Origin of the sequence: Nocardioides nitrophenolicus (assembly GCF_016907515.1) — a bacterium.
Classification (GTDB): Bacteria; Actinomycetota; Actinomycetes; order Propionibacteriales; family Nocardioidaceae; genus Nocardioides; species Nocardioides nitrophenolicus.
In genome coordinates this window covers 4,187,702-4,210,667 of record NZ_JAFBBY010000001.1, presented here as the reverse complement: position 1 = coordinate 4,210,667, position 22,966 = coordinate 4,187,702, and the positions used below count along the sequence as shown (strand labels likewise).

The following is a 22,966-nucleotide window of genomic DNA, read 5'->3' as shown; positions in this document are numbered from 1 at the left end:
GAGTCGGGCGGACGACGTGTTACATCCCGAGCGCCCGCGACGCCACCGCTCAGCGCGCGGCCAGCTCCTCGACCGCGGCGGCGACCTCCAGCAGCCGCAGGTCGGCGCCGTGCCGGGCCACCAGCTGCACGCCGACCGGGAGCCCGGTGGAGGTGGTGCCGAAGGGCACCGAGATCGCGGGGCAGCCGGTGACGGTGATGAAGTACGCCGACCGCATCCAGTCCAGGTAGGTCGCCATCGGAGCGCCGTTGATCTCGGTCGGGAACTCCTGCGTCGCCGGGAACGGCGGCACCTGCGAGACCGGGAGCACGAGCACGTCGTAGGACCCGAAGAAGGTCCGCATGGTCTCCGACAGCGCCGTGCGCTGGGTGTACGCGCGGGCGACGTCGGCGCCGGTGAGGGACTCCCCCGCCCGGATGTTGTCGGCCAGCGACTGCTTGAACGAGTCCGGGTGGGCGGCCAGCAGGCGGCCGAGCTTGGCCTGGAAGTGCCAGGCGCGCAGCGTGCGGAAGGTGTCGTCGGCGAGGGACAGGTCCGGCGCCGCGCCGGACACGGAGGCCCCGGCGGAGGCGAGCGCGGCACCCGCCGCCTCGACCACCGCGGCGACCTCGTGGTCGACGGCGAAGGCGCCGTCGAGGTCGACGCTCAGCGCGACGCGCAGGCCGGCCAGCGACGCGACGCCCGGCGACGCGAACGTCGCCCCCGGCTGACCCAGCGCCTGCGGCGCCCGCGGGTCGGGCCCGGCCATGACCGAGAGCAGCAGCGCCAGGTCGCCGACGTTGCGGGCCATCGGGCCGCCGACGGAGGTGGTCTCCCACTGGTTGTAGAGCGGCCACTCCGGCACCCGGCCCAGGCTGGGCCGCATCCCGACGACGCCACAGAAGGACGCCGGGTTGCGCAGCGAGCCGCCCATGTCGGAGCCGTCGGCGAGCGGGACCATGCCGGCCGCCAGCGCGCAGGCCGCTCCCCCGCTCGAGCCGCCCGCGGAGCGGGTGGGGTCGACCGGGTTGAGGGTGGTGCCGAAGACCGGGTTGAAGGTGTGGGAGCCGGCCGCGAACTCCGGGACGTTGGTCTTGCCGATCGTCACCGCCCCGGCGGCGCGCACCCGCTCGACGATCAGCTCGTCGTGCTCGGGCACGTTGTCCGCCATCACCGGCGACCCGTACGTCGTGCGCCAGCCGCCGACCGCGTGGGTGTCCTTGAACGCGAACGGCAGGCCGTGCAAGGGCCCGACCTCGGCTCCCGAGGCGAGCGCCTCGTCGGCGGCGGCAGCCCCCGAGCGGGCGCGCTCCTCGTCGAGCGAGACGATCGCGTTCAGCTCGGGGTTGCGCTCGGCGATCCGGTCGAGGTGGAGCTCGAGCAGCTCGCGCGCCGAGATCTCCCGCTCCCGGACGGCGGCCGCCTGCTCCCGCGCGGTCGAGTCGACCGACAGCGCGTTGCCGGAGGTCATCGCCGACGGCCCAGCAGCCCGCCCACGATGACGCCGGCGAGCACCAGGCCACCGCCGACGGCGACGCCCAGCAGGAACGACTCCCCGCCCACGGCCGGGCCCGACGAGGCGGCAGCCTTGGCCGGAGCCGCGAACACCGGCGCCCCTTCCGCCGACACCGTCGGCTCGGCCGCCGCCACCTCGGCCGGCAGTCCGTTGGCGATGACCTTCTCGACGTTGCCGAAGAACTCGGCCGCCATCCGCCGCGAGACGCTGGTCAGCATCCGCTGGCCGACGCCGCCGATCATGCCGCCCACGACGGCGTCCGCGTCGTAGGAGAGGACCGTCTGGTCACCGGACGAGGCGAAGGTGACGAGCACCGTCGCGTCGATCGTGCCCGGCGCACCCGCGCCCTTGAGCTTCATGGTCAGCCCCTCGCCCTTGCGCAGGTCCTCCAGCACGCAGGAGCCGCTGTAGGTGCCGCGGATCGCCGCGACGCCCGCGCTGACCGTCATCGCGTAGGCGTTCTCACCGGTCGCCTCGAGCTGCTCGCAGCCCGGGATCGTGGCCACCAGCACCCGCGGGTCGAGGATCGCGTCCCAGACCTTCTCGACGGGCGCGGCGATGGTGTTCTGACCGGAGATCTTCACTTCGACTCCTGAGCGTGGGCCGCGCGGAGCGCGAACAGCTCCGACGGCGAGATGGGCATGGCGGTGATGGGCAGCCGCTCGGCGTCCTCGATGGCGGCGGCGAAGGCGGCGGACCCGGGGATCACGCCGGCCTCGCCCGCGCCCTTGATGCCGAGCGGGTTGAGCGGAGACGGGGTCTCCAGGTGGTCAATCTCGATGCTCTCGGGCACCTCGGTGACATAGGGCATCAGGAAGTCCATGAAGGAGGCGTTGAGCAGCTGGCCGGACTCGTCGTAGGCCATCCGCTCGTAGAGCGCGCCGCCGACACCCTGCGCGACACCGCCGTGGATCTGGCCCTCGACGATCATCGGATTGATCAGGTGGCCGCAGTCGTGGACGACGGCGTACTTGAGGATCCGGATCTCGGCGGTCTCGACGTCGGTCTCGACGATCACGGCGTGCATGCCGGAGGCGAAGGTCGAGCGCGGCGGCGAGTAGAAGTCCTTGCCCTCCAGGCCCGGCTCGTCGTCCTCGGCCACCGGCGGCTTCGTCGGGTCGCCGACGTTGAACTGGGTGGCGGCCTTGGACGCCTCGTCGAAGGCGTAGCGCAGCGGGTTGGACAAGACGGCGACCGTGCCCAGCGGGATGGACGAGTCGGTGCCCTTGACGCTGACGACGCCGTCGACGATCTCGAGGTCGTCGACGTCGGCCTCGAGCGCGTCGGCCGCGATCCGCAGCGCCTTCTCCTTGGCCCGCTTGGCGGCCAGGTGGATCGCCGAGCCGCTCATCACGGCGGCCCGCGAGGCGAAGGTGCCCACGGCGTAGGCCATCCGGCGGGTGTCGCCGGTGGTGATCTCGACGTCCTCGAACCGCACGCCGAGCTCGTCGGCCACGATCTGCGCGAACGCCGTCTGGTGGCCCTGGCCCTGCGAGGTGAGTCCGGTCGCGACCTTGACCTTGCCCGACGTCTCGATGTGGACGTGCGCGCCCTCGTAGGGGCCCACGCCGGTGCCCTCGACGTAGCAGGCCAGGCCGAGGCCGACCCGCTTGCCCTCGGCGGCCTTCTCGGCGCGGAAGCCCTCGAAGCCGTCCCAGTCGACGAGCTCCTTGATCTTGTCGAGCATGGCCGGGTAGTCGCCGGAGTCGTAGATCAGCTCCCGGCCGTCCTGGAAGATCAGGCCCTGGTCGTAGGGGAACTCGTCGGGCTGGATGAAGTTGGCCGCGCGGACGTCGGCCCGGTCCTTGCCGAGCTCGGCCGCGATCGCGTCCATGGTCCGCTCCATCACGAAGCAGCCCTGCGGCCGGCCCGCGCCCCGGTAGGGGGTGACGATGACGGTGTTGGTGTAGAGCGAGTCGAAGCGCACCCGGTAGGCGCCCGGCTTGTAGGGCCCGAGCAGCTGGGTCGAGGTGATGATCGGGACGATCAGGCCGTACGGCGTGTAGGCGCCGTTGTCGTGCCAGAACCGCACGTCGAGCCCGAGCACCCGGCCCTCGTCGTCGAAGCCGACCTCGACGTGGTGCGTCTGGGCCCGCTCGTGGGCCGCGGAGATGAAGTGCTCGCGCCGGTCCTCGGTGAACTTCACCGCGCGCCCGAGCTTCTGCGCGGCGAGCGGGACGAGGAGCTCCTCGGGCCACGGGTGCACGATCTTGACGCCGAAGCCGCCGCCCACGTCGGGCGTGATCACGTCGACCTGGCCGAGGTCGAGGCCGAGCTTGGCCGCGACGGCGGCGCGCACGCCGGTGGAGGTCTGGGTCGAGGTCCACACCTGGAGCCGGTTCTGGTCGGGGTCCCAGCGGGCGACGGTGCCGCGACCCTCCATCGGCATGCAGGCGCTGCGCTCGATCTGGAGGTCGAGCGAGAGCGTGTGGGGCGCGGCCGCGATGGCCGCGGGGGCGTCGCCGTGGGACTGCTCCATGCGCGCGGCCACGTTGCCGGGGACGTCGTCGTGGACCAGGTTCGCGCCCGAGCGGGCCGCCTCCACGCCGACCACGGCGGGCAGCAGCTCGTACTCGACGACGATCCGGGCGAGCGCGTCCTCCGCGAGGTAGCGGTCGTCGGCGACCACGAAGGCGATCGCCTCGCCGACGTAGTTGACCTCGTCCTTGGCCAGCGCGTACTGCGTGCGGCCGTGGGTCAGCGTGGGGTGCGGGATGAGCAGCGGCAGCGGCTCGGCCATCGCGCCCTCGAGGTCGTCGTAGGTCCACACGGCGTGGACGCCCTCGACGTCGAGCACCGCGTCGACGTCGATCGACAGGATCCGGGCGTGGGCGTGGGGGCTGCGGAGGACGGCGGTGTGCAGCGCGTCGAGCGCGACGTCGTCGACGTAGCGCCCGGTGCCGCGGACCAGCCGGTCGTCCTCGACGCGCTGGACCTTCGCGCCCATCATCTTGGTGGTCATGCGGCACCACCCTCGCGCTCGTCGCGGGCCAGCTCGGCGGCGCGGCACACCGCCTTGACGATGTTCTGGTAGCCCGTGCAGCGACACAGGTTGCCGGCGACCATGTCGCGCGCCTCGTCCTCGCTGGGCTCGGGGTTCTCGGCGATGCCGGCCGTGATCGTGGTCAGGAAGCCCGGCGTGCAGAAGCCGCACTGCAGGCCGTGGCACTCGCGGAAGGCCTGCTGCACCGGCCCCAGCGAGCCGTCCGGCCTGGCCAGGCCCTCGACCGTGGTCACCTCGTGGCCCGCGGCCGATACCGCGAACATGAGACAGCTGCGCATCGGCTGGCCGTCGACCAGGACGGTGCACGCACCGCAGACGCCGTGCTCGCAGCCGACGTGGGTGCCGGTCAGGCCGAGGTCGTGGCGCAGCGCGTCGGAGAGGAGCCGGCGGGCGGGCACCGCCGCCGTGTGCTCGACCCCGTTGACGTTCAGCCGGATCTCGTGGATCTGCTCGGTCACGACTGCTGCTCCTCACGAGCGTTCTGGTAGGCCGCGGTCACGACCCGCGCGGTGAGCACCCGGGCGAGGTGCGCGCGGTAGTCGGCCGTGGCGTGGATGTCGGTCTCCGGCTCGAGGACGGCGAGCGCCGCCTCGGCCGCCCGGGCCAGCGACGCGTCGGTGACCTCGCCGCCCAGCGCGTCGGTCAGGTCGACCACGGCCGGGATGTCGGACACGGAGAGGTAGCCGGCCTTCGCCGACACCACCCGGTCGCCGGCGACGGTCACGACCGCCGCGACGCCGCACATCGCGTAGTCGCCGTGGCGGCGGGCGATCTCCTCGAAGGCCACGCCCGTGTCGGCCGCGAGGGCCGGGAAGAAGGCCTCGACCGCGATCTCGTCGTGGTGCAGGCTCGACTCGAGCGGGCCGACGTACAGCTCGGCGACCGGGATGGTCCGCCGCCCGCCGGGACCGACGACGTCGAGCGAGCCGCCGAGCAGCTGCAGCACCATCGGCATCTCGGCCGCGGCGTCCGCGTGGACCAGCGAGCCGACGGTCGTGCCGCGGTTGCGGATGGTCGCGTGGGCGACATTGGCCAGCGCCTTGGTCACCAGCGGCTGGACCCGCGCCACGTCGGCGTCTGCGAGCACCCGGGCGTGCCGGGCGAGTGCGCCCACCCGCACGCCCTCGGCGTCGACGCGGACGTGGTCGAGGTCCGGCAGCTCGTTGATGTCGACGAGCACGGCCGGCGCCGCCAGCCGCATCGACAGCAGCGGGACCAGGCTCTGCCCGCCCGCCAGGACCTTGGCTTCCGGGTGCCCGGCCAGGGCCTGGAGGGCTTCCTCCAGGGACCCCGGCCGGACGTAGTCGAACGGTGCTGGCTTCACAGCCTCTTGGTCACCTCTCCCGAAGTGGCGTCGGTGGAACGTCCCTTCACGGCGTGGAAGAAGACGATGACGAGGATCGTGCCGAGGGCGATGCCGCCGAGCTCGAAGTCGTCGGTGACCTTGAGCGTGACGCCGCCGATGCCGGCGATCAGGCCGCCGGCCAGGCCGACCATGTTGACCGGGTTGCCGAAGTCGACGTTGTTCTCGACCCAGATCTTGGCGCCGACCAGGCCGATCATGCCGTAGAGGACGACGGTGATGCCGCCCAGGACGCCGCCCGGGGTGGCGTTGACGATCGCGCCGAACTTCGGGCACAGGCCGAGCAGGATGGCGACGATGCCGGCGACGTAGTAGGCGGCCGTCGAGTAGACCTTGGTCGCGCCCATGACGCCGATGTTCTCGGCGTACGTCGTGGTCGGCGAGCCGCCGAAGACGCTGGCGAACGCGGTGGCGGCGCCGTCGGCGGCGATCGCGCGGCCCATGTACGGGTCGAGGTTCTCGCCGGTCATCTCGGCGACGGCCTTGACGTGACCGGTGTTCTCGGCGATCAGGGCGATCACGCCCGGGAGGACCAGCAGGATGAAGGTCATCGAGAAGCTGGGGCCGTGGACGACCGAGACGCCGTCGGCGAGCTTGCCGCTCGGGAAGCCGATCCAGTCGGCGGTCTTCACACCGGCCCAGGAGACGCGGTCGTGGGCGACCGCCTCGCCGCCGGAGACCGGCGTCACCGAGGTGATCGCGCCGAACAGCTTGTCGGCGAAGAAGGAGACGAGGTAGCCGAAGATGAGGGCCAGGAAGACCGCGATCCGGGACCAGAAGCCCGGCAGCAGCACCGCCGCACAGACCATGAACGCCGCGGTGGCGAGCGCGATCCACTGGTCCTGGGGCCAGTAGACGCCCGCGACGACCGGCGCCAGGTTGAAGCCGATCAGCATGACCACCGCGCCGGTGACGGCGGGCGGCAGGATCTTGTGGATCAGGCCGGCGCCCGCGAAGTGCACGCCCACGCCGATCGCGGCGAGCACCAGGCCGGCGACCAGGATCGCGCCCGTCACGTCGGCCGAGTCGCCGCCCTGGGCCCGGATCGCGGCCACGCCGGCGACGAAGGACGCGCTGGTGCCGAGGTAGCTCGGCACCTTGTTGTTGCAGATCAGCAGGAAGCCGATCGTGCACAGGCCCGAGAACATGATGGCGAGGTTCGGGTCGAGACCCATCACGATCGGGAACACGAAGGTCGCGCCGAACATGGCGACGACGTGCTGGGCACCCAGCCCCACGGTCCGACCCCACGGGAGTCGCTGGTGCGGCGCGACCGGTTCGCCCGGCGCTGGGTCGACTACCTCCCACTTGAACATCGACATGCTGACTCCTCCTGAATCTGGGGCTGTCCTCACTGGTCCCGCTAGGGGCTCCCGAGACTCACCAACCTATTGAGGGCCAGATCACACCTCACTGGCCACATTCGCCAAAGGATCCCCGGGAAGTGCTGGCGGAAGTTGCCCGCGATTCCCGACCGGTTCACCTCACCGACATCACGGCGTCGTCAGCGCTCACCGGCTGACGACCTCCAGCACCTTGAGCGCGACGGCGACGTCGAGGCGCAGGTTCTGGTCGGAGGCGACCGGGCCGAGCAGCCGCTCCAGCTTCCCGACCCGGTAGCGCATGGTGTTGTAGTGGAAGAACTGCGTGCGCGCGGCCTCGGCCACGTTGAAGTTGGTGTTGAGCAGCACCTGCAGCGTCTCGCGCAGGGTCACCGCCTCCTCCGTGGAGCCGGCCAGCTCACCCAGCACGTCGTGCGCGAACGCGCGCAGCTCCTCGGTGTCGGGCACCATCGCGATCAGCCGGTGCAGGCCGAGGTCGTCGAACCAGGTGGTGGTGCTCGGGCCGCGGAACCGGCGGCCGACCTCGAGCGCGCGCCGGGCCTGGGTGTAGCTGTCGGGCAGCCCGGAGGGACTGGCCGCCACCCGGCCGACGCCGGCGGTGAACGGCCGGCGCCCGCCGCCCTTGTCGCCCGCGACGGCGACCACGAGCCGGCGTACCAGCGCGGCGGTGGCGTCGACGTCCTCGGCCGGCAGCACCGCCACCACCTCGGAGCCGAAGTCGGCGATCGGGATGGCGCGGTCGACCGACGCGGCGACCTGCCGCCAGGCGTTGGCGAAGCGCTCCTGCCAGTGACGGCGGTCGGCGACCGACGCCGGGGCCTGGTACGTCGGCTGCGGGTCGATCTGCGCCGCGAGCACGACCGTCGGCCGGCTCAGGTCCCAGCCGAAGCCGACCACGTGCTCGCGGACGAAGTCGTCGCTGCCCGCCCGGCCCAGGAAGACGTCGCGCAGGAAGTCGCCGCGGTACTTGTTCTCCACCGCCGACACCGCCTGCTCGCGGGTGATCGACAGCGACACCGCGGTCGCCGCGCGCTGGAGGGCGACGACCTGCTGGGGGGCCATGCCGTGCTCGGCGATCGCGACCAGGTGGCCGAGCGCCTGGTTCGGCGCGGCCAGCGGCTCGCGGTGGACGTGGGCGCCGGCCACCGGCTGCCCCTCGTGACCACCCCGGTCCCCCAGCCACTCGACCCGCAGCCGGCCGGTCTCGTCGGTCAGCCCGGCCGCGGAGATCCGCTCCCGCATGGCGTCGTCGATCCGCGCCGCCCGCTCCCGCCCGTCGGTGGTCGTCACGGCGACGTGGACGTCGAGGGCGTCGCCGATGGCGGCGACCAGCTCGTCGAGGTCGGCCCCGGCCAGCACCAGCTGGGCGAGCGACTCGGCAAGCTCCTCGGTGTTCATGACGCCATCGTCCGCGATGACAGCCCTCGAGGCGGCTATCAACTCTTGCCCGTCTTCTCCCTGGACGTTGGCAATGCTCACCATTCGATGCACCTTACCCAGCCGTTAGCGTCCCAGAGGTGCGACAGCCTGAATCCACCGGTGGGTGGCGTAGCGAGCGGTCCCCCAGGGATGCGCTCGCAAGGCGTGGGTGCGACGACGTGCTCGTCCGCCCATCGAGCGCCCGCAACGCAGCGAGCGCGCCCCTGGGGGGCCGCGCAGCAGCCAGCCAGCGGTGGATTCAGGCTGCGGTCGATTCAGCGACGGCAGGTGCCGGCTCAGCGGCGCTGCGTGCCCTGCTCGACGGCCCGCCCGCGACCGGCGCGGTCGTGCACGCCGGCCACCAGGCGGTGTACGCCGACCTGGGCGGCCCGGACCCCGAGGTCGTGGGCGTGCTCGCCCGCGGCGCGGTGCACGTGCCCTGCGCCGTGCTGACCGCGCTCCCCTCGCTCCCCGAGGTCGCGGTGGGCGACCCGGTGGTCGTGGGCGACGGCGTACTCCGGATCGGCGCGCTGAGCGTGGCGGTGACCCGGCTGGTCTCCTTCGCGCTCCCCCGTCTCGGCGCCGCCCCTGTCGCGTCCGACGCCGACCTCGCCCCCGCCCGCGACCAGCTGCCGGCCGACGCGCTCGACCTGCTCGCCGCGGGCGACCCGGCCGCCGTGCCCGCCCTGGTCGGCCGCGGTGACGGGCTCACTCCCGTCGGCGACGACGTGCTGGCCGGCTGGCTGGTCGCCACCCGCGCCGTGGGGCGCGACTGCTCCGCCGTGGCGACGGCGGTCCGGGCTCACCTGCCCCGCACCACCGGCCTGTCCGCGGCCCTGCTGCGCCACGCGATCGCCGGCGAGGCGATCGCCCCGTTCCGCACCGCCCTCGCCACCGGAGAGATCACCGGCCTGCTCGCGGTCGGCCACACCTCCGGCGCCGGGATGCTCCTCGGCGCCCGGCTCGCTCTTTCCACAACCATCAACGAAGCCCTTGAAGGGAGTACTCGATGACGCATCAGCACGTCGAGATCCGACCCGGTGCCTACGCCGACAGCGTCGCGCTGCTGCAGGTCAGCCGGGACGTCGCCGCCACCCCCGGCGTCGCCGCCGCCCAGGTGGCGATGGCCACCGAGCTCAACGTGGAGGTGCTGCAGGGCATGGGCTTCACGCTGCCGCCCGCGAGCAGCAACGACATGGTGGTCGCGCTGCGCCTCGACGACGAGTCCGCCCTCCCGGCGGCGCTCGCCGCCGTCGACGCGGCGCTCGCCGCGGCTCGCAAGGGCTCCTCGGGCGGCGAGGTCACCGCGCCGCCGCGCACCACGGCCTCCGCGCTGCGCCGGGCCGGCGGCGACCTGGCCCTGGTCTCGGTCCCCGGCGCGTCCGCGCTGGTCGAGGCGATGGACGCCCTCGACGCGGGCGTCGACGTGATGATCTTCAGCGACAACGTGCCGGTCGAGCAGGAGCTCGCGATGAAGCGGATCGCCCGCGACCGCGGGCTGCTGGTGATGGGTCCCGACTGCGGCACCGCCGTGGTCGGCGGCGTCGGCCTCGGCTTCGCGAACACCGTCACCCCGGGCCGGGTCGGCATCGTCGCCGCCTCCGGCACCGGCTGCCAGCAGATCCTGGCCCTGCTCGACGCCGCCGGCGTCGGGGTCGCCGCCGCCCTCGGCGTCGGTGGGCGGGACCTGTCCGCCGCCATCGGCGGCATCTCCACCCGCACCGCGCTGGACCGGCTCGACGCCGACCCCTCGGTCGAGCAGGTCGTCGTCGTGTCCAAGCCCCCGGCCGCCGAGGTGGCCGCCGCCGTCGAGAAGTACGCCGCCGACCTCGACACCCCGGTGCGCTTCGCGCTGCTCGGCGCCGGCCAGCCCGACCTCACCACGCAGGCCGAGGCGCTGCTGGGCGACCTCGGGGTCGACGTACCGGAGTGGCCGGTGTGGGGCACCCCCGCGGTCCCCGCTCCCGACGGCGGCAGCGCGCTGCGCGGGCTGTTCGTCGGCGGCACCCTGTGCGACGAGTCGATGCTGCTCGCCGCGGCCGAGCTGGGCGACATCCGCAGCAACATCCCGCTCTCCCCCGAGCTGGCGCTCGACGCGAGCCTGCTCAGCGCGGGCCACCTGATGATCGACTTCGGCGACGACGGCCTCACCCGCGGCCGCGCCCACCCGATGATCGACCCGACGCTGCGCCTGGAGCACCTCGCCAAGGTCGCGGCCGACCCGGACACCGCCGTGGTCCTGATGGACGTCGTCCTCGGCCACGGCGCCCAGGCCGACCCCGCCGCCGAGTTGGCGCCGGCCATCGCCGCGGCGCGCGCGGTGCGCGAGGTGCCCGTCGTGGTCGCCTGCGTCGGCACCTCCACCGACCCGCAGGGCCTGACCCGCCAGGCCGAGGCGCTGGCCGCCGCCGGCGCCGAGGTCCACCTGTCCAACGCCGCGGCCACCCGCCGCGCGATCGCGCTCGTGAACGGAGCAACTCGATGACCGCCCTGCCCAGCACCGCCCCCAGCGCCGTCGCCGCCGTCGGCGCCGACATGTTCGCCACCGCCGTGGCCGACCAGGCCGTGCCGGTCGAGCGGGTCGACTGGAAGCCGCCGATGGACGGCACCGCCGACGACCTCGCCACCGTCGCCGCCGACCCGCTGCGCCGCGACGCCAACGCGCTCGCGGTGTCCCGGATGCTCGACGTCCAGGCGATGCTGGTCGGCGTCGCGCCGGCGTCCGAGCTGCTCGGACTCGAACAGGGCCAGTTCCTGCACGCCGGACCGCCGATCGAGTGGTCCCGCGCGTCCGGGCCGCTGCGCGGTGCGCTGATGGGCGCCGCCGCGTTCGAGGGCCTGGTCGAGGACCCGGAGGACGCCGAGGCGCTGTTCGCCTCGGGGGCGAACGTGTCGCTCGAGCCGTGCCACCACCGCAGCGCGGTCGGCCCGATGGCCGGCGTGGTCTCCCCCTCGATGTGGATGTTCGTGCTCGAGGACCCGGCGACCGGCCGGCGTACCTACTGCTCGCTGAACGAGGGTCTCGGCAAGGTGCTGCGGTACGGCGCGTACGGCCCCGAGGTGCTCGAGCGGCTGCGCTGGATGCGCGACGTGCTCGGCCCGCTGCTCGGCGAGGCGGTCGCCGCGGCCGGACCGGTCGACGCAACCGCGATCCTCGGCCAGATGCTGCAGATGGGCGACGAGGCCCACAACCGCAACCGGGCCGGCACCCTGATGCTGCTGCGTGACATCGCGCCGTCGCTGGTCCGCTCGTCGCGCTCCGCGGAGGAGGTCGCCGAGGCGTTCGCCTTCATGGGCGGCAACGACCACTTCTTCCTCAACGTGGCCATGCCGGCCTGCAAGCTCGCGCTCGACGCCGCCCGCGACGTACCGGGCTCCACCATGGTGGTCGCCATGGCCCGCAATGGCACCGACTTCGGCATCCAGGTCTCCGGCACCGGCGACCAGTGGTTCACCGGTCCCGCGCAGCTCGCCGACGGCCTGTTCCTCGGCGACTACGGCCCCGACGACGCCAACCCCGACATCGGCGACTCGGCGATCACCGAGACCGCCGGGATCGGCGGCTTCGCCATGGCCGCCGCCCCCGCGATCGTGCGCTTCGTCGGCGGCACCGTCCCCGACGCGCTGGCCACCAGCCGGCGGATGCGCGAGATCACCATCGGCGAGAACAACCGCTGGCCGATCCCGGTGCTCGACTTCGCCGGCGCCGCGACCGGCATCGACGTCACGTCGGTGTGCCGCACCGGCATCTTGCCGCAGATCAACACCGGCATGGCCGGCAAGGTCGCCGGCGTCGGCCAGGTCGGCGCCGGCCTGGTCACCCCGCCCGCGTCGATCTTCCCCGCCGCCCTCGCCGCGCTCGCCGAGCGCACCCGGGAGCGCGCGCAGAACTAGTCAGGACGACGCGCGAGGTCGGCCGCGGCGAAGGGGGAGTCTTCGCCCGGTCCGGCCTCGCGCTTCGACGTCTCCGGCGGAGGGGTGACGGCGGGTGCGGACGGCGTCGGCGCTGTAACACGCAGTCCGCCGACCTGACCTACCTGAGCCGTATCTGACGGACCCGCACGGACGCCGTTTCGCGACGTCACGGGTCCGATAGAGCAGCGAACTGCGTGTTACAGCCCGCCTGGCCGCCGACGCCGCCCGCGCAGCCCGGCCGGCCGGCCGGCGACCTCGCGGTCACCGGGCTCAGCTCACCCGGTCGATGACCAGCGGCCCCGGGGTGTACGCCGTGCCGGGCGCCGCGATGTCGTAGCCACCCTCCAGCGAGGCCAGCGCCCGCTCGAAGCGCTCGGGGGTGTCGGTGTGGAGCGTGAAGAGCGGCTCGCCGGCGCGGACCTCGTCACCGGGCCGGGCGTGCCACACGACGCCGGCCCCGGCCTGCACCGGGTCCTCCTTGCGCTCGCGGCCGGCGCCGAGGCGCCAGGCGGCGACACCGACGGACAGCGCGTCGAGGCGGGTGAGGACGCCGTCGGCCGGCGCCATGACGACGTGCTGCTCCCGCGCCACCGGCAGCTCGGCCGAGGGATCGCCGCCCTGGGCGGAGATCATCGCCCGCCAGGCGTCCATCGCGGAGCCGTCGGCCAGCTTGTCGGCGGGGTCGACGTCGTCGCGTCCGGCGCCGGCGAGCATCTCGCGGGCCAGGGCGAGGGTCAGCTCGACCACGTCGGCCGGCCCGCCGCCGGCGAGCACCTCGACGGACTCGGCGACCTCGATGGCGTTGCCGGCGGTGTAGCCCAGCGGCACCGCCATGTCGGTGAGCAGGGCGACGGTGTGGACGCCGGCGTCCTTGCCGAGAGCGACCATCACCTCGGCGAGCTCGCGGGCCTTGTCGACGTCCTTCATGAACGCGCCGGAGCCGACCTTGACGTCGAGCACCAGCGCGCCGGTGCCCTCGGCGATCTTCTTGCTCATGATCGAGGAGGCGATCAGCGGGATCGCCTCGACGGTGCCGGTCACGTCGCGCAGCGCGTAGAGCTTCTTGTCGGCGGGCGCCAGGCCGTCGCCGGCCGCGCAGATCACCGCGCCGACCGACTCCAGCTGGGCCAGCATCTCCTCGTTGGAGAGCAGCGCCCGCCAGCCGGGGATCGACTCGAGCTTGTCGAGGGTGCCACCGGTGTGGCCCAGGCCCCGCCCCGACAGCTGGGGTACGGCGACGCCGCACGCCGCGACGAGCGGCGCCAGCGGCAGGGTGATCTTGTCGCCCACGCCGCCGGTGGAGTGCTTGTCGGCGGTCGGCCGCGACAGCGAGGAGAAGTCCATCCGCTCGCCGGAGGCGATCATCGCGGCGGTCCAGTCGGCGATCTCGCGCCGGTCCATGCCGTTGAGCAGGATCGCCATCAGCAGCGAGGACATCTGCTCGTCGGCGACGGCGGCTCGGGTGTAGGCATCGACCATCCAGTCGATCTGGCTGGTGCTCAGGGTGCCCCCGTCGCGCTTGGCGTGGATGACCTCGACGGCGTCGTGCGTGCTCACGAGGCGTTTGTACCAGTCGTGTCCACGCCGGCAACCCGGTCCAGGTCGGCCGGGCCGAACGCCTGCGGCAGCACCGCGTCCATCGCCAGCACGCCCTGGGGGGTCAGCACCTCCAGCGCCGCCCCGCCGTTCTCCCACAGCAGCTGGCGGCAGCGACCGCACGGCATGATCACCTCGCCGACCCCGTTCACGCACACGAAGTGGGTGAGCCGGCCTCCCCCCGTGGCGTGCAGCTGCGACACGAGCCCGCACTCGGCGCACAGGGTGACGCCGTACGCCGCGTTCTCGACGTTGCAGCCCACCACCAGGCGCCCGTCGTCGGCGAGCGCGGCGGCGCCCACCCGGTAGCCGGAGTAGGGCGCGTAGGCCCGTGCGGCGATGTCGATCGCCGCCTGCGTGAGGGTGTCCCAGTCGACCACGCCGCCACGCTAGCGTCCACGAGGATCTTGCGCATGGGCAGGTTTCGACGGGAAATGTCCCAAGTTGGTAACCGTTTCGACGAATGCGCTTCCCGTCGAGCAGTCCGTGGGTGAGGATGCACCCGGAATACCCGGAACCAACATCTCTGCCCTGCCCTCGGAGCCGGGCGTCGATCTGGAGGAGATCTGTGAAGACCTGGAAGAGGACGACGGCCGCCGCGGCCGTGGCGCTCATGGCGAGTGCGGCCTTGGCCGCGTGTGGCGACGCCCCCGACGAGGACAAGAAGGGATCCGGTTCCGCGAAGAGCGACTTCCTCCCCTGCATCGTCTCCGACGCGGGCGGCTTCGACGACAAGTCGTTCAACCAGCTCAGCTTCGAGGGCATCAAGGACGCCGCGAAGGAGCTCGGCACCGAATACAAGGACGTCCAGTCGAAGACCGACCAGGACTACGCGCCCAACCTCGAGAACCTCGTGGGCCAGGGCTGCAAGCTCATCGTGACCGTCGGCTTCGCGCTCTCCGCCGCGACCGTCGAGTCGGCGAAGGCCAACCCGAACCTCGAGTACGTCCTGATCGACGACGCCGCCGACAACGACTTCGACGGCAACAAGGACGCCGACAACATCAAGCCGATCCTCTACGACACCGCGCAGGCCGCGTTCCTCGCCGGCTACGCCGCGGCGGACTACACCAAGACCGGTGTCGTCGGCACCTACGGCGGCCAGCCGTTCCCGACCGTGACCATCTTCATGGACGGCTTCAAGCAGGGCGTCGACTACTACAACCAGAAGAAGGGCAAGGACGTCAAGCTCATCGGCTGGGAGGGCAACGACAAGGGCGTCTTCACCGGTGGCTTCGACGCCAACGAGAAGGCGACCAACACCGCCAAGTCGATCCTCGACAAGAACGCCGACGTGATCCTGCCGGTCGGTGGCCCGATCTACCAGGGCGCGCTCACCGCGATCAAGGACTCCGGCAAGGACGTCGCGCTGATCGGCGTCGACGCCGACTTCTACGAGACCGACCCGAGCACCCAGCCGCTGGTCCTCACCTCGATCCTGAAGAACATGAAGACCTCGACCATCGAGGCCGTCGTCGCCGCGGGCAAGGGCGACTTCGACCCCGAGGCGTACGTCGGGACCCTCGAGAACGACGGCGTCGGCCTGGCGCCCTTCCACGACTTCGAGTCGAAGGTCTCGCCGACGCTGCAGTCCGAGCTCGACGAGGTCAAGGCCGGCATCATCGACGGCAGCATCCCGGTGACGTCGTACCTCAACAAGTGACGTCGGAGCGCCTGCGCTGACTGACGCAGGGTCCGGGGGAGGTCGGTTCCCGACCTCCCCCGGACTCGTTCCCGCCCGCGATGCCTCGGCATTCGCGGGCGAATCTGCTGGCTTCTCCACGTCCGCTCCGAGAGGATCCCTCCATGACGCTCGAACTGCGGGGCATCACCAAGCGCTTCGGCCCGCTGGTCGCCAACGACCGGATCTCCCTCACCGTCAACGAGGGCGAGATCCTCGCCCTCCTCGGCGAGAACGGCGCCGGGAAGTCGACGCTGATGAACGTGCTCTACGGCCTCTACCAGGCCGACGAGGGCGAGATCTTCCTCGACGGCGCGCCGCTGCGGATGTCCGGGCCGGGTGACGCCATGGCCGCCGGCATCGGCATGGTCCACCAGCACTTCATGCTGGTCCCCGTCTTCACCGTCGCCGAGAACGTCATGCTCGGCAACGAGTCCACCGGCTTCGCCGGCACCCTCGACATCGACGCCGCGCGCCAGCGGGTCCGGGAGATCTCCCAGCGGTTCGGGTTCGACGTCGACCCCGACGCCCTGGTCGAGACCCTGCCCGTCGGCGTCCAGCAGCGCGTCGAGATCATCAAGGCGCTCTCCCGCGACGCGCGCGTCCTCGTGTTCGACGAGCCGACCGCCGTGCTGACCCCGCAGGAGACCGACGAGCTGATGGAGATCATGCGCCAGCTCCGCGCGTCCGGCACCGCCATCGTCTTCATCAGCCACAAGCTGCGCGAGGTCCGCGCGATCGCCGACCGGATCACGGTGATCCGCCGCGGCGCCGTCGTCGGCGAGGCCAGCCCCACCGCCACCAACGCCGAGCTGGCCGCGCTCATGGTCGGCCGCCCGGTCGAGCTGACCGTCCACAAGGAGCCGGCCCAGCCCGGGCCCGACGCCCTCGTCGTGCGCGACCTGCGGGTCACCGACGACAGCGGTCACACCCACCTCGACGGGATCAGCTTCTCGATCGCCCGGGGCGAGGTGCTCGGCGTCGCCGGCGTCCAGGGCAACGGGCAGACCGAGCTCACCGAGGCGATCATGGGCCTGCAGCCCCATGTCCACGGCTCGATCCGGCTCGGCGACCACGAGCTGGTCGGCCGCTCGGTCCGCCGGATCCTCGACGCCGGCGTGGGCTTCGTCCCCGAGGACCGCCAGATCGACGGGCTGGTCGGCGAGTTCACCATCGCCGAGAACCTGATGCTCAACCGCAGCCACGGCAAGCCGTTCGTGTCCGGCGGCACCGTCCGCAAGGGCGTCCTCGAGGACTTCGCCCAGGCCAAGCTGGTCGAGTACGACGTGCGCGCGTCCGGCATCCAGGCCAAGGCCAGCCAGCTCTCGGGCGGCAACCAGCAGAAGGTCGTCGTGGCCCGCGAGCTCTCTCGCGACCTGCACCTGCTCGTCGCGGCCCAGCCGACCCGCGGCGTCGACGTCGGCTCGATCGAGTTCATCCACAAGCAGGTGGTGGCGACCCGCGACTCCGGCGTACCGGTGCTGCTGGTGTCCACCGAGCTCGACGAGATCGTCGCGCTGTCGGACCGGATCATGGTCCTCTACCGCGGACAGGTGGTCGGCATCGTGCCGGCCGACACGCCCCGCGAGACCCTCGGCCTGATGATGGCCGGCGAGCGCCCGGAAGGAACCGCTGCGTGAGCACCAACGACCAGACCCCGCCGGCTCCCGTCGAGGAGCCGGCCCCGGCCGAGCAGCCCGGGCCCCGGGAGCCGGGCCGCTTCGACGGCGTCCTGCGGGAGATCGTGGCCGGCAACGCGATGGTGGCGGTGCTGTCGGTCTTCCTCGCGGTCGTCGTCGGCTCGCTGATGATCCTGCTCACCGACGAGAACGTCCGCGAGACCGCCGGCTACATCGGCGCGCGCCCGGGCGACTTCTTCAACGCGGTGTGGACCTCGATCACCGACGCCTACACCGCGCTGTTCCGCGGCGCGGTCTACAACACCAACCTCGAGGGCTTCCAGGGCCGGATCCGCCCGCTCACCGAGACCCTGAAGTTCTCCGGCCCGCTGATCCTCGCGGGCCTGGGCGTGGGCCTGGCTTTCCGGGCCGGCATGTTCAACATCGGCGGCCGCGGCCAGATGCTGCTGGCCGGCGCCGCCGCCGGCTGGGTCGGCGTCAACGCCGACCTGCCGATCGTGCTGCACCTGCCGCTGGCGATCCTCGCCGGCGCCCTGGCCGGCGCGCTGTGGGCCGGCATCGCCGGCTTCCTCAAGGCCCAGAGCGGCGCCCACGAGGTGATCGTCACGATCATGCTCAACTACGTCGGCTACTACCTGGTCTTCTACGCCCTCTCCAAGCAGGGCCTGCTCCAGGCGCCCGGCTCGCTCAACCCGAAGTCGGAGCCGATGCCCGAGTCGGCGATCCTGCCCAAGCTGCTCGGCGACCGCTTCAACCTGCACGCCGGCTTCCTGCTCGCGCTGGTGGCCGTCGCCGTCGTGTGGTGGCTGCTCAACAAGTCGGCCCTCGGCTTCCGGTTCCGGGCCGTCGGCGAGAACCCCGACGCCGCCCGTGCCTCCGGCATCGACGTCGGCCGCACCTATCTCGTCGTCATGCTGATCGCCGGCGGCCTGGTCGGCCTGGCAGGCGTCAACCAGATCCTCGGTACGACGACCAGCGGCGTCACCGTCGACCTCGACGCCGGCATCGGCTTCGACGCCATCACCGTCGCCCTGCTCGGCCGGTCCCGGCCGCTCGGCATCCTCGCCGCCGGCATCCTGTTCGGCGCGCTCAAGGCGGGCGGCTTCTCGATGGCCGCCGCCGAGGGCATCCCGGTCGAGATCGTCCTGGTCATCCAGTCGCTCATCGTCCTGTTCATCGCCGCTCCCCCGCTGGTGCGAGCTATCTTCCGGCTGCCGAAGGAGGCGACGGCATGAGCACGACCGCCAAGGTCCCCGTCCCGATCGACGACGCCGCCGAGCCGGTCGCCGTCCCGCTGCGGACCGCGCTCAAGGCCCCGATCATGCTGGGCGTCGTCACCATCCTGGTCGCGCTGCTCGTCGCGCTGGGTGCCCGCTCCGGCGACACCACCTTCCAGCTGGCCGCCGAGACCGACTTCTTCGACCTGCCCGAGATCACCCTGCCGTCGACGGCCACGGTCGTGACCCTGGTCGTGCTGCTCGCCGTGTGCACCGCCGCGTCGGCGCTGCTGGTCAGTCGCGGTCGTCGTACGCCGCTGTGGCTGGTCGGCCTGTTCGCGGTCCTCGCGATGACCGCCTTCCTCACCTGGGCGGCGGCCGGCGAGAGCCTGACCGTGATCGGCCTGCTCGGCGGCTCGATCACGCTCGCCGTCCCGCTCGTGTTCGGCGCCCTCGGCGGCGTGCTCGGCGAGCGCGCCGGCGTGGTCAACATCGCCATCGACGGCCAGCTGCTCTTCGGCGCCTTCGCCGCCGCCATGGTCGGCACCCTCGTCGGCTCCCCCTGGGGTGGCCTGGTCGCCGCGATGCTGGCCGGTGGCCTGGTCGCGCTGGTCCTCGGCTTCTTCGCGATCACCTACTTCGTCGACCAGGTGATCGTCGGCGTCGTGCTCAACGTGCTGGTGATCGGGCTGACCAGCTTCCTGTTCAGCCAGGTGCTCACCGAGAACCCCGACAAGCTCAACGCCCCCGACCACTTCTCGCGGCTGCCGATCCCCGTGCTCGGCCAGATCCCGGTCATCGGCCCGGTGCTCTTCCGCCAGACCATCCTGGTGTACCTGATGTACGCCGCCGTCGCCGTCGTCGCGTGGGCGCTGTACCGCACCAAGTGGGGCCTGCGGGTCCGCGCCGTCGGCGAGCACCCCAAGGCCGCCGACACCGTCGGCATCAAGGTCAACCGGACCCGCTACACCACGCTGCTCATCGCCGGCCTGATCGCCGGCGCCGGCGGCGCGACGTACACGCTGGTCTCGGTGCCGCAGTTCGGCGAGGAGATGACCGACGGCGCGGGCTACATCGCCCTGGCCGCCGTCATCTTCGGTCGCTGGGACCCGGTCCGCGCCACCCTCGCCGCGCTGCTGTTCGGCTTCGCCTCGAACCTCCAGCTCGCGCTGTCGGTGATCGGCTCGCCGGTGCCGAGCCAGTTCATGCTGATGCTGCCGTACGTCGTCACCATCGTCGCCGTCGCCGGCCTGGTCGGCGCCTCCCGGGCGCCCGCCGCCGACGGGGTGCCGTACCGGAAGGGCTAGCGGGTCTCACGTCGTACCGGAGCTGGCGGGGAACCGGGTCGTGGGCGCAGGAATCGCCGGTCGACCGGCGAAACTGTCACTTGTCGGGCGTTGCAACGCCCGACAAGTGACAGAAACACCCGACAAGTGCAGGAACAACCGGTCAACCGGTTATTCCTGCACCGCCCGCGGAACCCCGCTCAGCCCCGCCGGTGCACCCGCACCACGTTGTTGGCGCCCTTGACCCGCACCTTGGTCTTGCCGGCGCGCACCTTGACGGTGTTGTTGGCGCCACGGACCACGACCTTGCGCAGCTTGCGGTACTTGACCGCGTTGTTGGCGCCCTTGACCTTCACCTTGGCGCCCTGGTCGCCGACCACCAGGTTGTTGGACCCGACCAGCACGGCCTTGTCGAGGGCCGGGATCCGGAGGTCGACGTTGCTGGCCTCCACCCGCGCGCTCGGCGCGGCGGTGGCGCGCACCGAGCTGTTGGAGCCGGTGACGACCACCGGGCCGAGAGCGCCGCTGGCGATCACGTCGACATTGGCGCCGACGACCATCACGGTGGTCGCGCTGGTGAGCGAGACGGTCAGGTTGCTGCCGTTGAGGATCACGGCCGAGCAGGCGCCGGTGAGGGTGTAGTCCTCGGTGCTGTCGTCGATGGTGACCGGACCGCCGGTGCAGTCGAGGGTGACCGCGGCGTGCGCGGGCGCCGGGAGGAGCGCGAGGGAGGCGACGGTCGCGACGGTGGCGGTGACGAGGGCGGCGGGGGTGCGCAGGGCACGCGTGGTCCGAGACATGCCTGCACCCTAGCCAGGCAGGCGGCGGCCGAAACCCACCGGGGGCAGGGCCCCTACGCCTGGGCCAGCGCGTTGACCGCGACGCCGGCGAGCATCCGCGCGCCGTACCCGATCGCGGCCTCGTCGACCTCGAAGTCCCCTTGGTGGAGGTCGAAGGTGGGGCCGCCGGGGCTGCGCGTGCCGAGGCGGAACATCGCACCGGGGACCTGCTCGAGGTACCAGCCGAAGTCCTCGCCGCCGAGGCTCTGCTCGACCTCGGTGCGGTGGTGCAGGCCGAGCAGGTCGTCGGCGGCCGCGGCGACCATCGCCACGCTGGCGCGGTCGTTGACGACCGGCGGGACGCCCTGGAGGTAGTCGACGTTGGCGGTGACGCCGTAGGGCCGCACGATGTCGAGCACCGCCTCCCGGACGACCGCCTCGCAGGCCGCCCAGGCCTCGGCGTCGAGGATCCGGACCGTGCCGCTCGCGATGCCGTGGTCGGGGATCACGTTGGCGGCCGAGCCCGCCCGGAGCATGCCCCACACCACGCTGACCCCGGCGCGCGGGTCCATCCGCCGGCTCAGCACGGCCGGCAGCTCGCTGGTGATCTTGGCCAGCGCGAAGGTCAGGTCGCCGGTGAGGTGCGGGCGGGAGGTGTGCCCACCGTTCCCCTCCAGTCGTACGTCGATCCGGTCGGCCGCGCTGGTGATCGGCCCGGCCCGCAGGCCCACGGCGCCGACGTCGACGGACGGGTCGCAGTGCAGCGCGAAGATCCGGTCGACGCCCTCGAGCGCGCCGTGGCTGATCAGGTGCCGGGCGCCGCCGGGCATCACCTCCTCGGCCGGCTGGAAGAGCAGCCGCACCCGCCCGCGCAGCAGGCCCTGGGCGTGCAGCTCGGCGAGGGCGTGTCCGGCGCCGACGAGCGCCGTGGTGTGGACGTCGTGCCCGCACGCGTGGGCGACCCCGGCGACGGTGCTGGTCCACGGGTCGGAGGTGAGGTCGGCGACGGGCAGCGCGTCGAGGTCGGCCCGCAGTCCGACCGTCGGCCCGCCCTCGCCCAGGTCGGCGATCACGCCGCTGCGCGGCATCCGGCTGATCCGCCAGCCGGAGCGCTCGAGCTGCTCGACGACCCGGCCGGAGGTGCGCTGCTCCTGCCAGGACACCTCGGGGTGGCGGTGGAGGTCGCGGCGCAGCTCGACCAGCTCGTCGTCGTACTTCGCGACGACGGAGTCGACCAGGGCCAGTGCTGCGTCCACCACCCCAGCCTATGCCCGTCAGGAGAAGGCGCTGACCCGGTCCACGAACTCACGGTCGGCGCTGCGCTCGCCGAGGCGGCAGCCCCAGGTGCTGGTGACCTCGAGCTCGTGTGTGGGCGCGGGGGCGACCAGGAAGGCGTCCTTGGCGCCGAGGCCGTGCCCGCCGGGGCGGACGTTGGCGGGCACGGAGAGCTCGGCCGTGGCCGGCTCGCCGTCGACCCGGAGCCGGATCGAGCCGCCCAGCGCCTCGGCCCGGCACGCCTCGCCGTCGACCCGCACCTGGTCGGCCCGCAGCCAGGTCTGCGCCGTCACGACGACCCAGGTGGCGTCCGGCCGGCGCTGCGAGGCCCAGCCCAGGCCCTCGACGTAGGGGTACTCCCACAGGTCGTAGCGGCAGGTGCGCTCGTCGCGGTCGCCGCACGACTCCAGCGTGGTGCGGGTGCTGGCGTGGTACAGGCCCTCGGCGAGTCCCGTCACCCGCTCCCCCGCGGCGTCGACGCTCTGCGTGACGCCGTCGAACTCCACGTCGAGGCTGAGCTGGTCGGCCGCCCCCGTCGGGACCTCGAGGTACGACGTCCGCCCGACCTCGACGAAGGGCACCCGGTAGCCGCGCTCGCCGACGTGGAGCTCGAGCCGGGTGAGCTCGGTGGGGTCGGTATCGGCCTGGGGGGCGTCGTACGGGACCCCGAGCAGGTCGTCGTACGCGACGGCGACGGGCAGGAACTCCCGGCCCCGGCCGGCGTCGACGGCCTGTCCACCGCTGACCTCGGCGCCGGGGATGGTGCGGACCGGGGCGCCGACGGTGACGGTGACCCGCCCGGTGGGCAGCTGCGCCCACAGCTCGGTGCCCTGGACTGCGGCTGGCCGGGCGTCGGGGACCGGGCCGTCGCGGCGGACCTCGCCTGCGCACGCGGTGGCCAGCGGAGCGAGCAGCGCCACGAGGGCCGCGCGCCGCGGGAGCGAGCTCATCGG

General features: G+C 72.7%; 19 protein-coding genes. 7 read left to right on the top strand and 12 right to left on the bottom strand.

Annotated features, from left to right (window positions below; genetic code table 11):
• Positions 1-49: 49 nt before the first annotated feature.
• From JOD66_RS20280 to JOD66_RS20250, 7 genes are all read right to left on the bottom strand, one after another.
• Positions 50-1,450, bottom strand: a complete 1,401-nt coding sequence (locus JOD66_RS20280) for an amidase (RefSeq protein WP_204838616.1) — start codon at positions 1,448-1,450, stop codon at positions 50-52.
• The gene (locus JOD66_RS20275) at positions 1,447-2,079 is read right to left on the bottom strand and encodes an SRPBCC family protein (RefSeq protein ID WP_204838615.1); all 633 of its coding nucleotides are present in this window, start codon (positions 2,077-2,079) and stop codon (positions 1,447-1,449) included. The genes JOD66_RS20280 and JOD66_RS20275 overlap by 4 nt, the downstream gene beginning before the upstream one ends.
• On the bottom strand, positions 2,076-4,457 hold the full coding sequence (gene cutA / locus JOD66_RS20270) for an aerobic carbon-monoxide dehydrogenase large subunit (protein WP_204838614.1): 2,382 nt from the start codon (positions 4,455-4,457) through the stop codon (positions 2,076-2,078). Before cutA ends, JOD66_RS20275 begins: the two co-directional genes overlap by 4 nt.
• Entirely contained in the window at positions 4,454-4,957 is a 504-nt protein-coding gene (locus tag JOD66_RS20265; RefSeq protein ID WP_204838613.1) for a (2Fe-2S)-binding protein, read from the bottom strand. Before JOD66_RS20265 ends, cutA begins: the two co-directional genes overlap by 4 nt.
• On the bottom strand, positions 4,954-5,823 hold the full coding sequence (locus JOD66_RS20260; protein WP_204838612.1) for an FAD binding domain-containing protein: 870 nt from the start codon (positions 5,821-5,823) through the stop codon (positions 4,954-4,956). The genes JOD66_RS20265 and JOD66_RS20260 overlap by 4 nt, the downstream gene beginning before the upstream one ends.
• On the bottom strand, positions 5,820-7,184 hold the full coding sequence (locus JOD66_RS20255; protein ID WP_204838611.1) for a uracil-xanthine permease family protein: 1,365 nt from the start codon (positions 7,182-7,184) through the stop codon (positions 5,820-5,822). Before JOD66_RS20255 ends, JOD66_RS20260 begins: the two co-directional genes overlap by 4 nt.
• 189 nt (positions 7,185-7,373) lie before the next feature.
• Positions 7,374-8,603 carry a PucR family transcriptional regulator gene (locus tag JOD66_RS20250; protein WP_204838610.1) on the bottom strand — a complete coding sequence of 410 codons (1,230 nt, stop codon included), beginning with the start codon at positions 8,601-8,603 and terminating at the stop codon, positions 7,374-7,376.
• A gap of 200 nt (positions 8,604-8,803) precedes the next feature.
• On the opposite strand from JOD66_RS20250, the gene JOD66_RS29610 reads away from it, so the two are divergent.
• Genes JOD66_RS29610 through JOD66_RS20235 form a run of 3 tightly spaced genes read left to right on the top strand, consistent with a single transcriptional unit; the run spans position 8,804 to position 12,518 of the window.
• Positions 8,804-9,637, top strand: coding sequence for an oxamate carbamoyltransferase subunit AllH family protein (locus JOD66_RS29610; RefSeq protein WP_204838609.1), 834 nt, complete (start codon positions 8,804-8,806; stop codon positions 9,635-9,637).
• Complete coding sequence (locus JOD66_RS20240) at positions 9,634-11,109, top strand: AllF/FdrA family protein (RefSeq protein WP_204838608.1); 1,476 nt, start codon at positions 9,634-9,636, stop codon at positions 11,107-11,109. The genes JOD66_RS29610 and JOD66_RS20240 overlap by 4 nt, the downstream gene beginning before the upstream one ends.
• Positions 11,106-12,518: a YlbE family protein gene (locus JOD66_RS20235; protein WP_204838607.1), complete on the top strand. Its 1,413-nt coding sequence runs from the start codon at positions 11,106-11,108 to the stop codon at positions 12,516-12,518. Before JOD66_RS20240 ends, JOD66_RS20235 begins: the two co-directional genes overlap by 4 nt.
• 291 nt (positions 12,519-12,809) lie before the next feature.
• On the opposite strand, the gene JOD66_RS20230 is transcribed toward JOD66_RS20235, so the two are convergent.
• Positions 12,810-14,096 (bottom strand): thymidine phosphorylase, encoded by a 1,287-nt coding sequence (locus JOD66_RS20230; RefSeq protein ID WP_204838606.1) that lies wholly within the window; start codon positions 14,094-14,096, stop codon positions 12,810-12,812.
• Positions 14,093-14,515 (bottom strand): cytidine deaminase, encoded by a 423-nt coding sequence (locus tag JOD66_RS20225; RefSeq protein WP_204838605.1) that lies wholly within the window; start codon positions 14,513-14,515, stop codon positions 14,093-14,095. Before JOD66_RS20225 ends, JOD66_RS20230 begins: the two co-directional genes overlap by 4 nt.
• 188 nt (positions 14,516-14,703) lie before the next feature.
• Here JOD66_RS20225 and JOD66_RS20220 point away from each other — a divergent pair, with 188 nt between their 5' ends.
• From JOD66_RS20220 to JOD66_RS20205, 4 genes are all read left to right on the top strand, one after another.
• Complete coding sequence (locus tag JOD66_RS20220; protein WP_307823630.1) at positions 14,704-15,798, top strand: BMP family lipoprotein; 1,095 nt, start codon at positions 14,704-14,706, stop codon at positions 15,796-15,798.
• A gap of 143 nt (positions 15,799-15,941) precedes the next feature.
• Positions 15,942-17,456: an ABC transporter ATP-binding protein gene (locus JOD66_RS20215; RefSeq protein WP_204838604.1), complete on the top strand. Its 1,515-nt coding sequence runs from the start codon at positions 15,942-15,944 to the stop codon at positions 17,454-17,456.
• Positions 17,453-18,691, top strand: a complete 1,239-nt coding sequence (locus JOD66_RS20210; protein WP_307823629.1) for an ABC transporter permease — start codon at positions 17,453-17,455, stop codon at positions 18,689-18,691. The genes JOD66_RS20215 and JOD66_RS20210 overlap by 4 nt, the downstream gene beginning before the upstream one ends.
• Positions 18,688-19,980, top strand: coding sequence for an ABC transporter permease (locus JOD66_RS20205; RefSeq protein WP_204838603.1), 1,293 nt, complete (start codon positions 18,688-18,690; stop codon positions 19,978-19,980). Before JOD66_RS20210 ends, JOD66_RS20205 begins: the two co-directional genes overlap by 4 nt.
• 179 nt (positions 19,981-20,159) lie before the next feature.
• Here JOD66_RS20205 and JOD66_RS20200 read toward each other — a convergent pair whose 3' ends face one another.
• From JOD66_RS20200 to JOD66_RS20190, 3 genes are read right to left on the bottom strand one after another with little or no spacing between them, the layout of a single operon-like run.
• A complete protein-coding gene (locus JOD66_RS20200) occupies positions 20,160-20,759 on the bottom strand; it encodes a DUF3060 domain-containing protein (protein WP_204838602.1) in 600 nt (199 codons plus the stop codon).
• Between the two features lie 53 nt (positions 20,760-20,812).
• Positions 20,813-21,994 carry an amidohydrolase gene (locus JOD66_RS20195; protein WP_307823628.1) on the bottom strand — a complete coding sequence of 394 codons (1,182 nt, stop codon included), beginning with the start codon at positions 21,992-21,994 and terminating at the stop codon, positions 20,813-20,815.
• Between the two features lie 18 nt (positions 21,995-22,012).
• A complete protein-coding gene (locus JOD66_RS20190) occupies positions 22,013-22,963 on the bottom strand; it encodes a hypothetical protein (RefSeq protein WP_204838600.1) in 951 nt (316 codons plus the stop codon).
• Positions 22,964-22,966 lie beyond the last annotated feature (3 nt).

Coding starts and splice junctions, on each gene's coding strand:
- JOD66_RS20190 (WP_204838600.1), bottom strand. CDS start 22,963: ATGAGCTCGCTCCCGCGGCGCGCGGCCCTCGTGGCGCTGCTCGCTCCG.
- JOD66_RS20205 (WP_204838603.1), top strand. CDS start 18,688: ATGAGCACGACCGCCAAGGTCCCCGTCCCGATCGACGACGCCGCCGAG.
- JOD66_RS20215 (WP_204838604.1), top strand. CDS start 15,942: ATGACGCTCGAACTGCGGGGCATCACCAAGCGCTTCGGCCCGCTGGTC.
- cutA (WP_204838614.1), bottom strand. CDS start 4,457: ATGACCACCAAGATGATGGGCGCGAAGGTCCAGCGCGTCGAGGACGAC.
- JOD66_RS20240 (WP_204838608.1), top strand. CDS start 9,634: ATGACGCATCAGCACGTCGAGATCCGACCCGGTGCCTACGCCGACAGC.
- JOD66_RS20200 (WP_204838602.1), bottom strand. CDS start 20,759: ATGTCTCGGACCACGCGTGCCCTGCGCACCCCCGCCGCCCTCGTCACC.
- JOD66_RS20255 (WP_204838611.1), bottom strand. CDS start 7,184: ATGTCGATGTTCAAGTGGGAGGTAGTCGACCCAGCGCCGGGCGAACCG.
- JOD66_RS20280 (WP_204838616.1), bottom strand. CDS start 1,450: ATGACCTCCGGCAACGCGCTGTCGGTCGACTCGACCGCGCGGGAGCAG.
- JOD66_RS20250 (WP_204838610.1), bottom strand. CDS start 8,603: ATGAACACCGAGGAGCTTGCCGAGTCGCTCGCCCAGCTGGTGCTGGCC.
- JOD66_RS20235 (WP_204838607.1), top strand. CDS start 11,106: ATGACCGCCCTGCCCAGCACCGCCCCCAGCGCCGTCGCCGCCGTCGGC.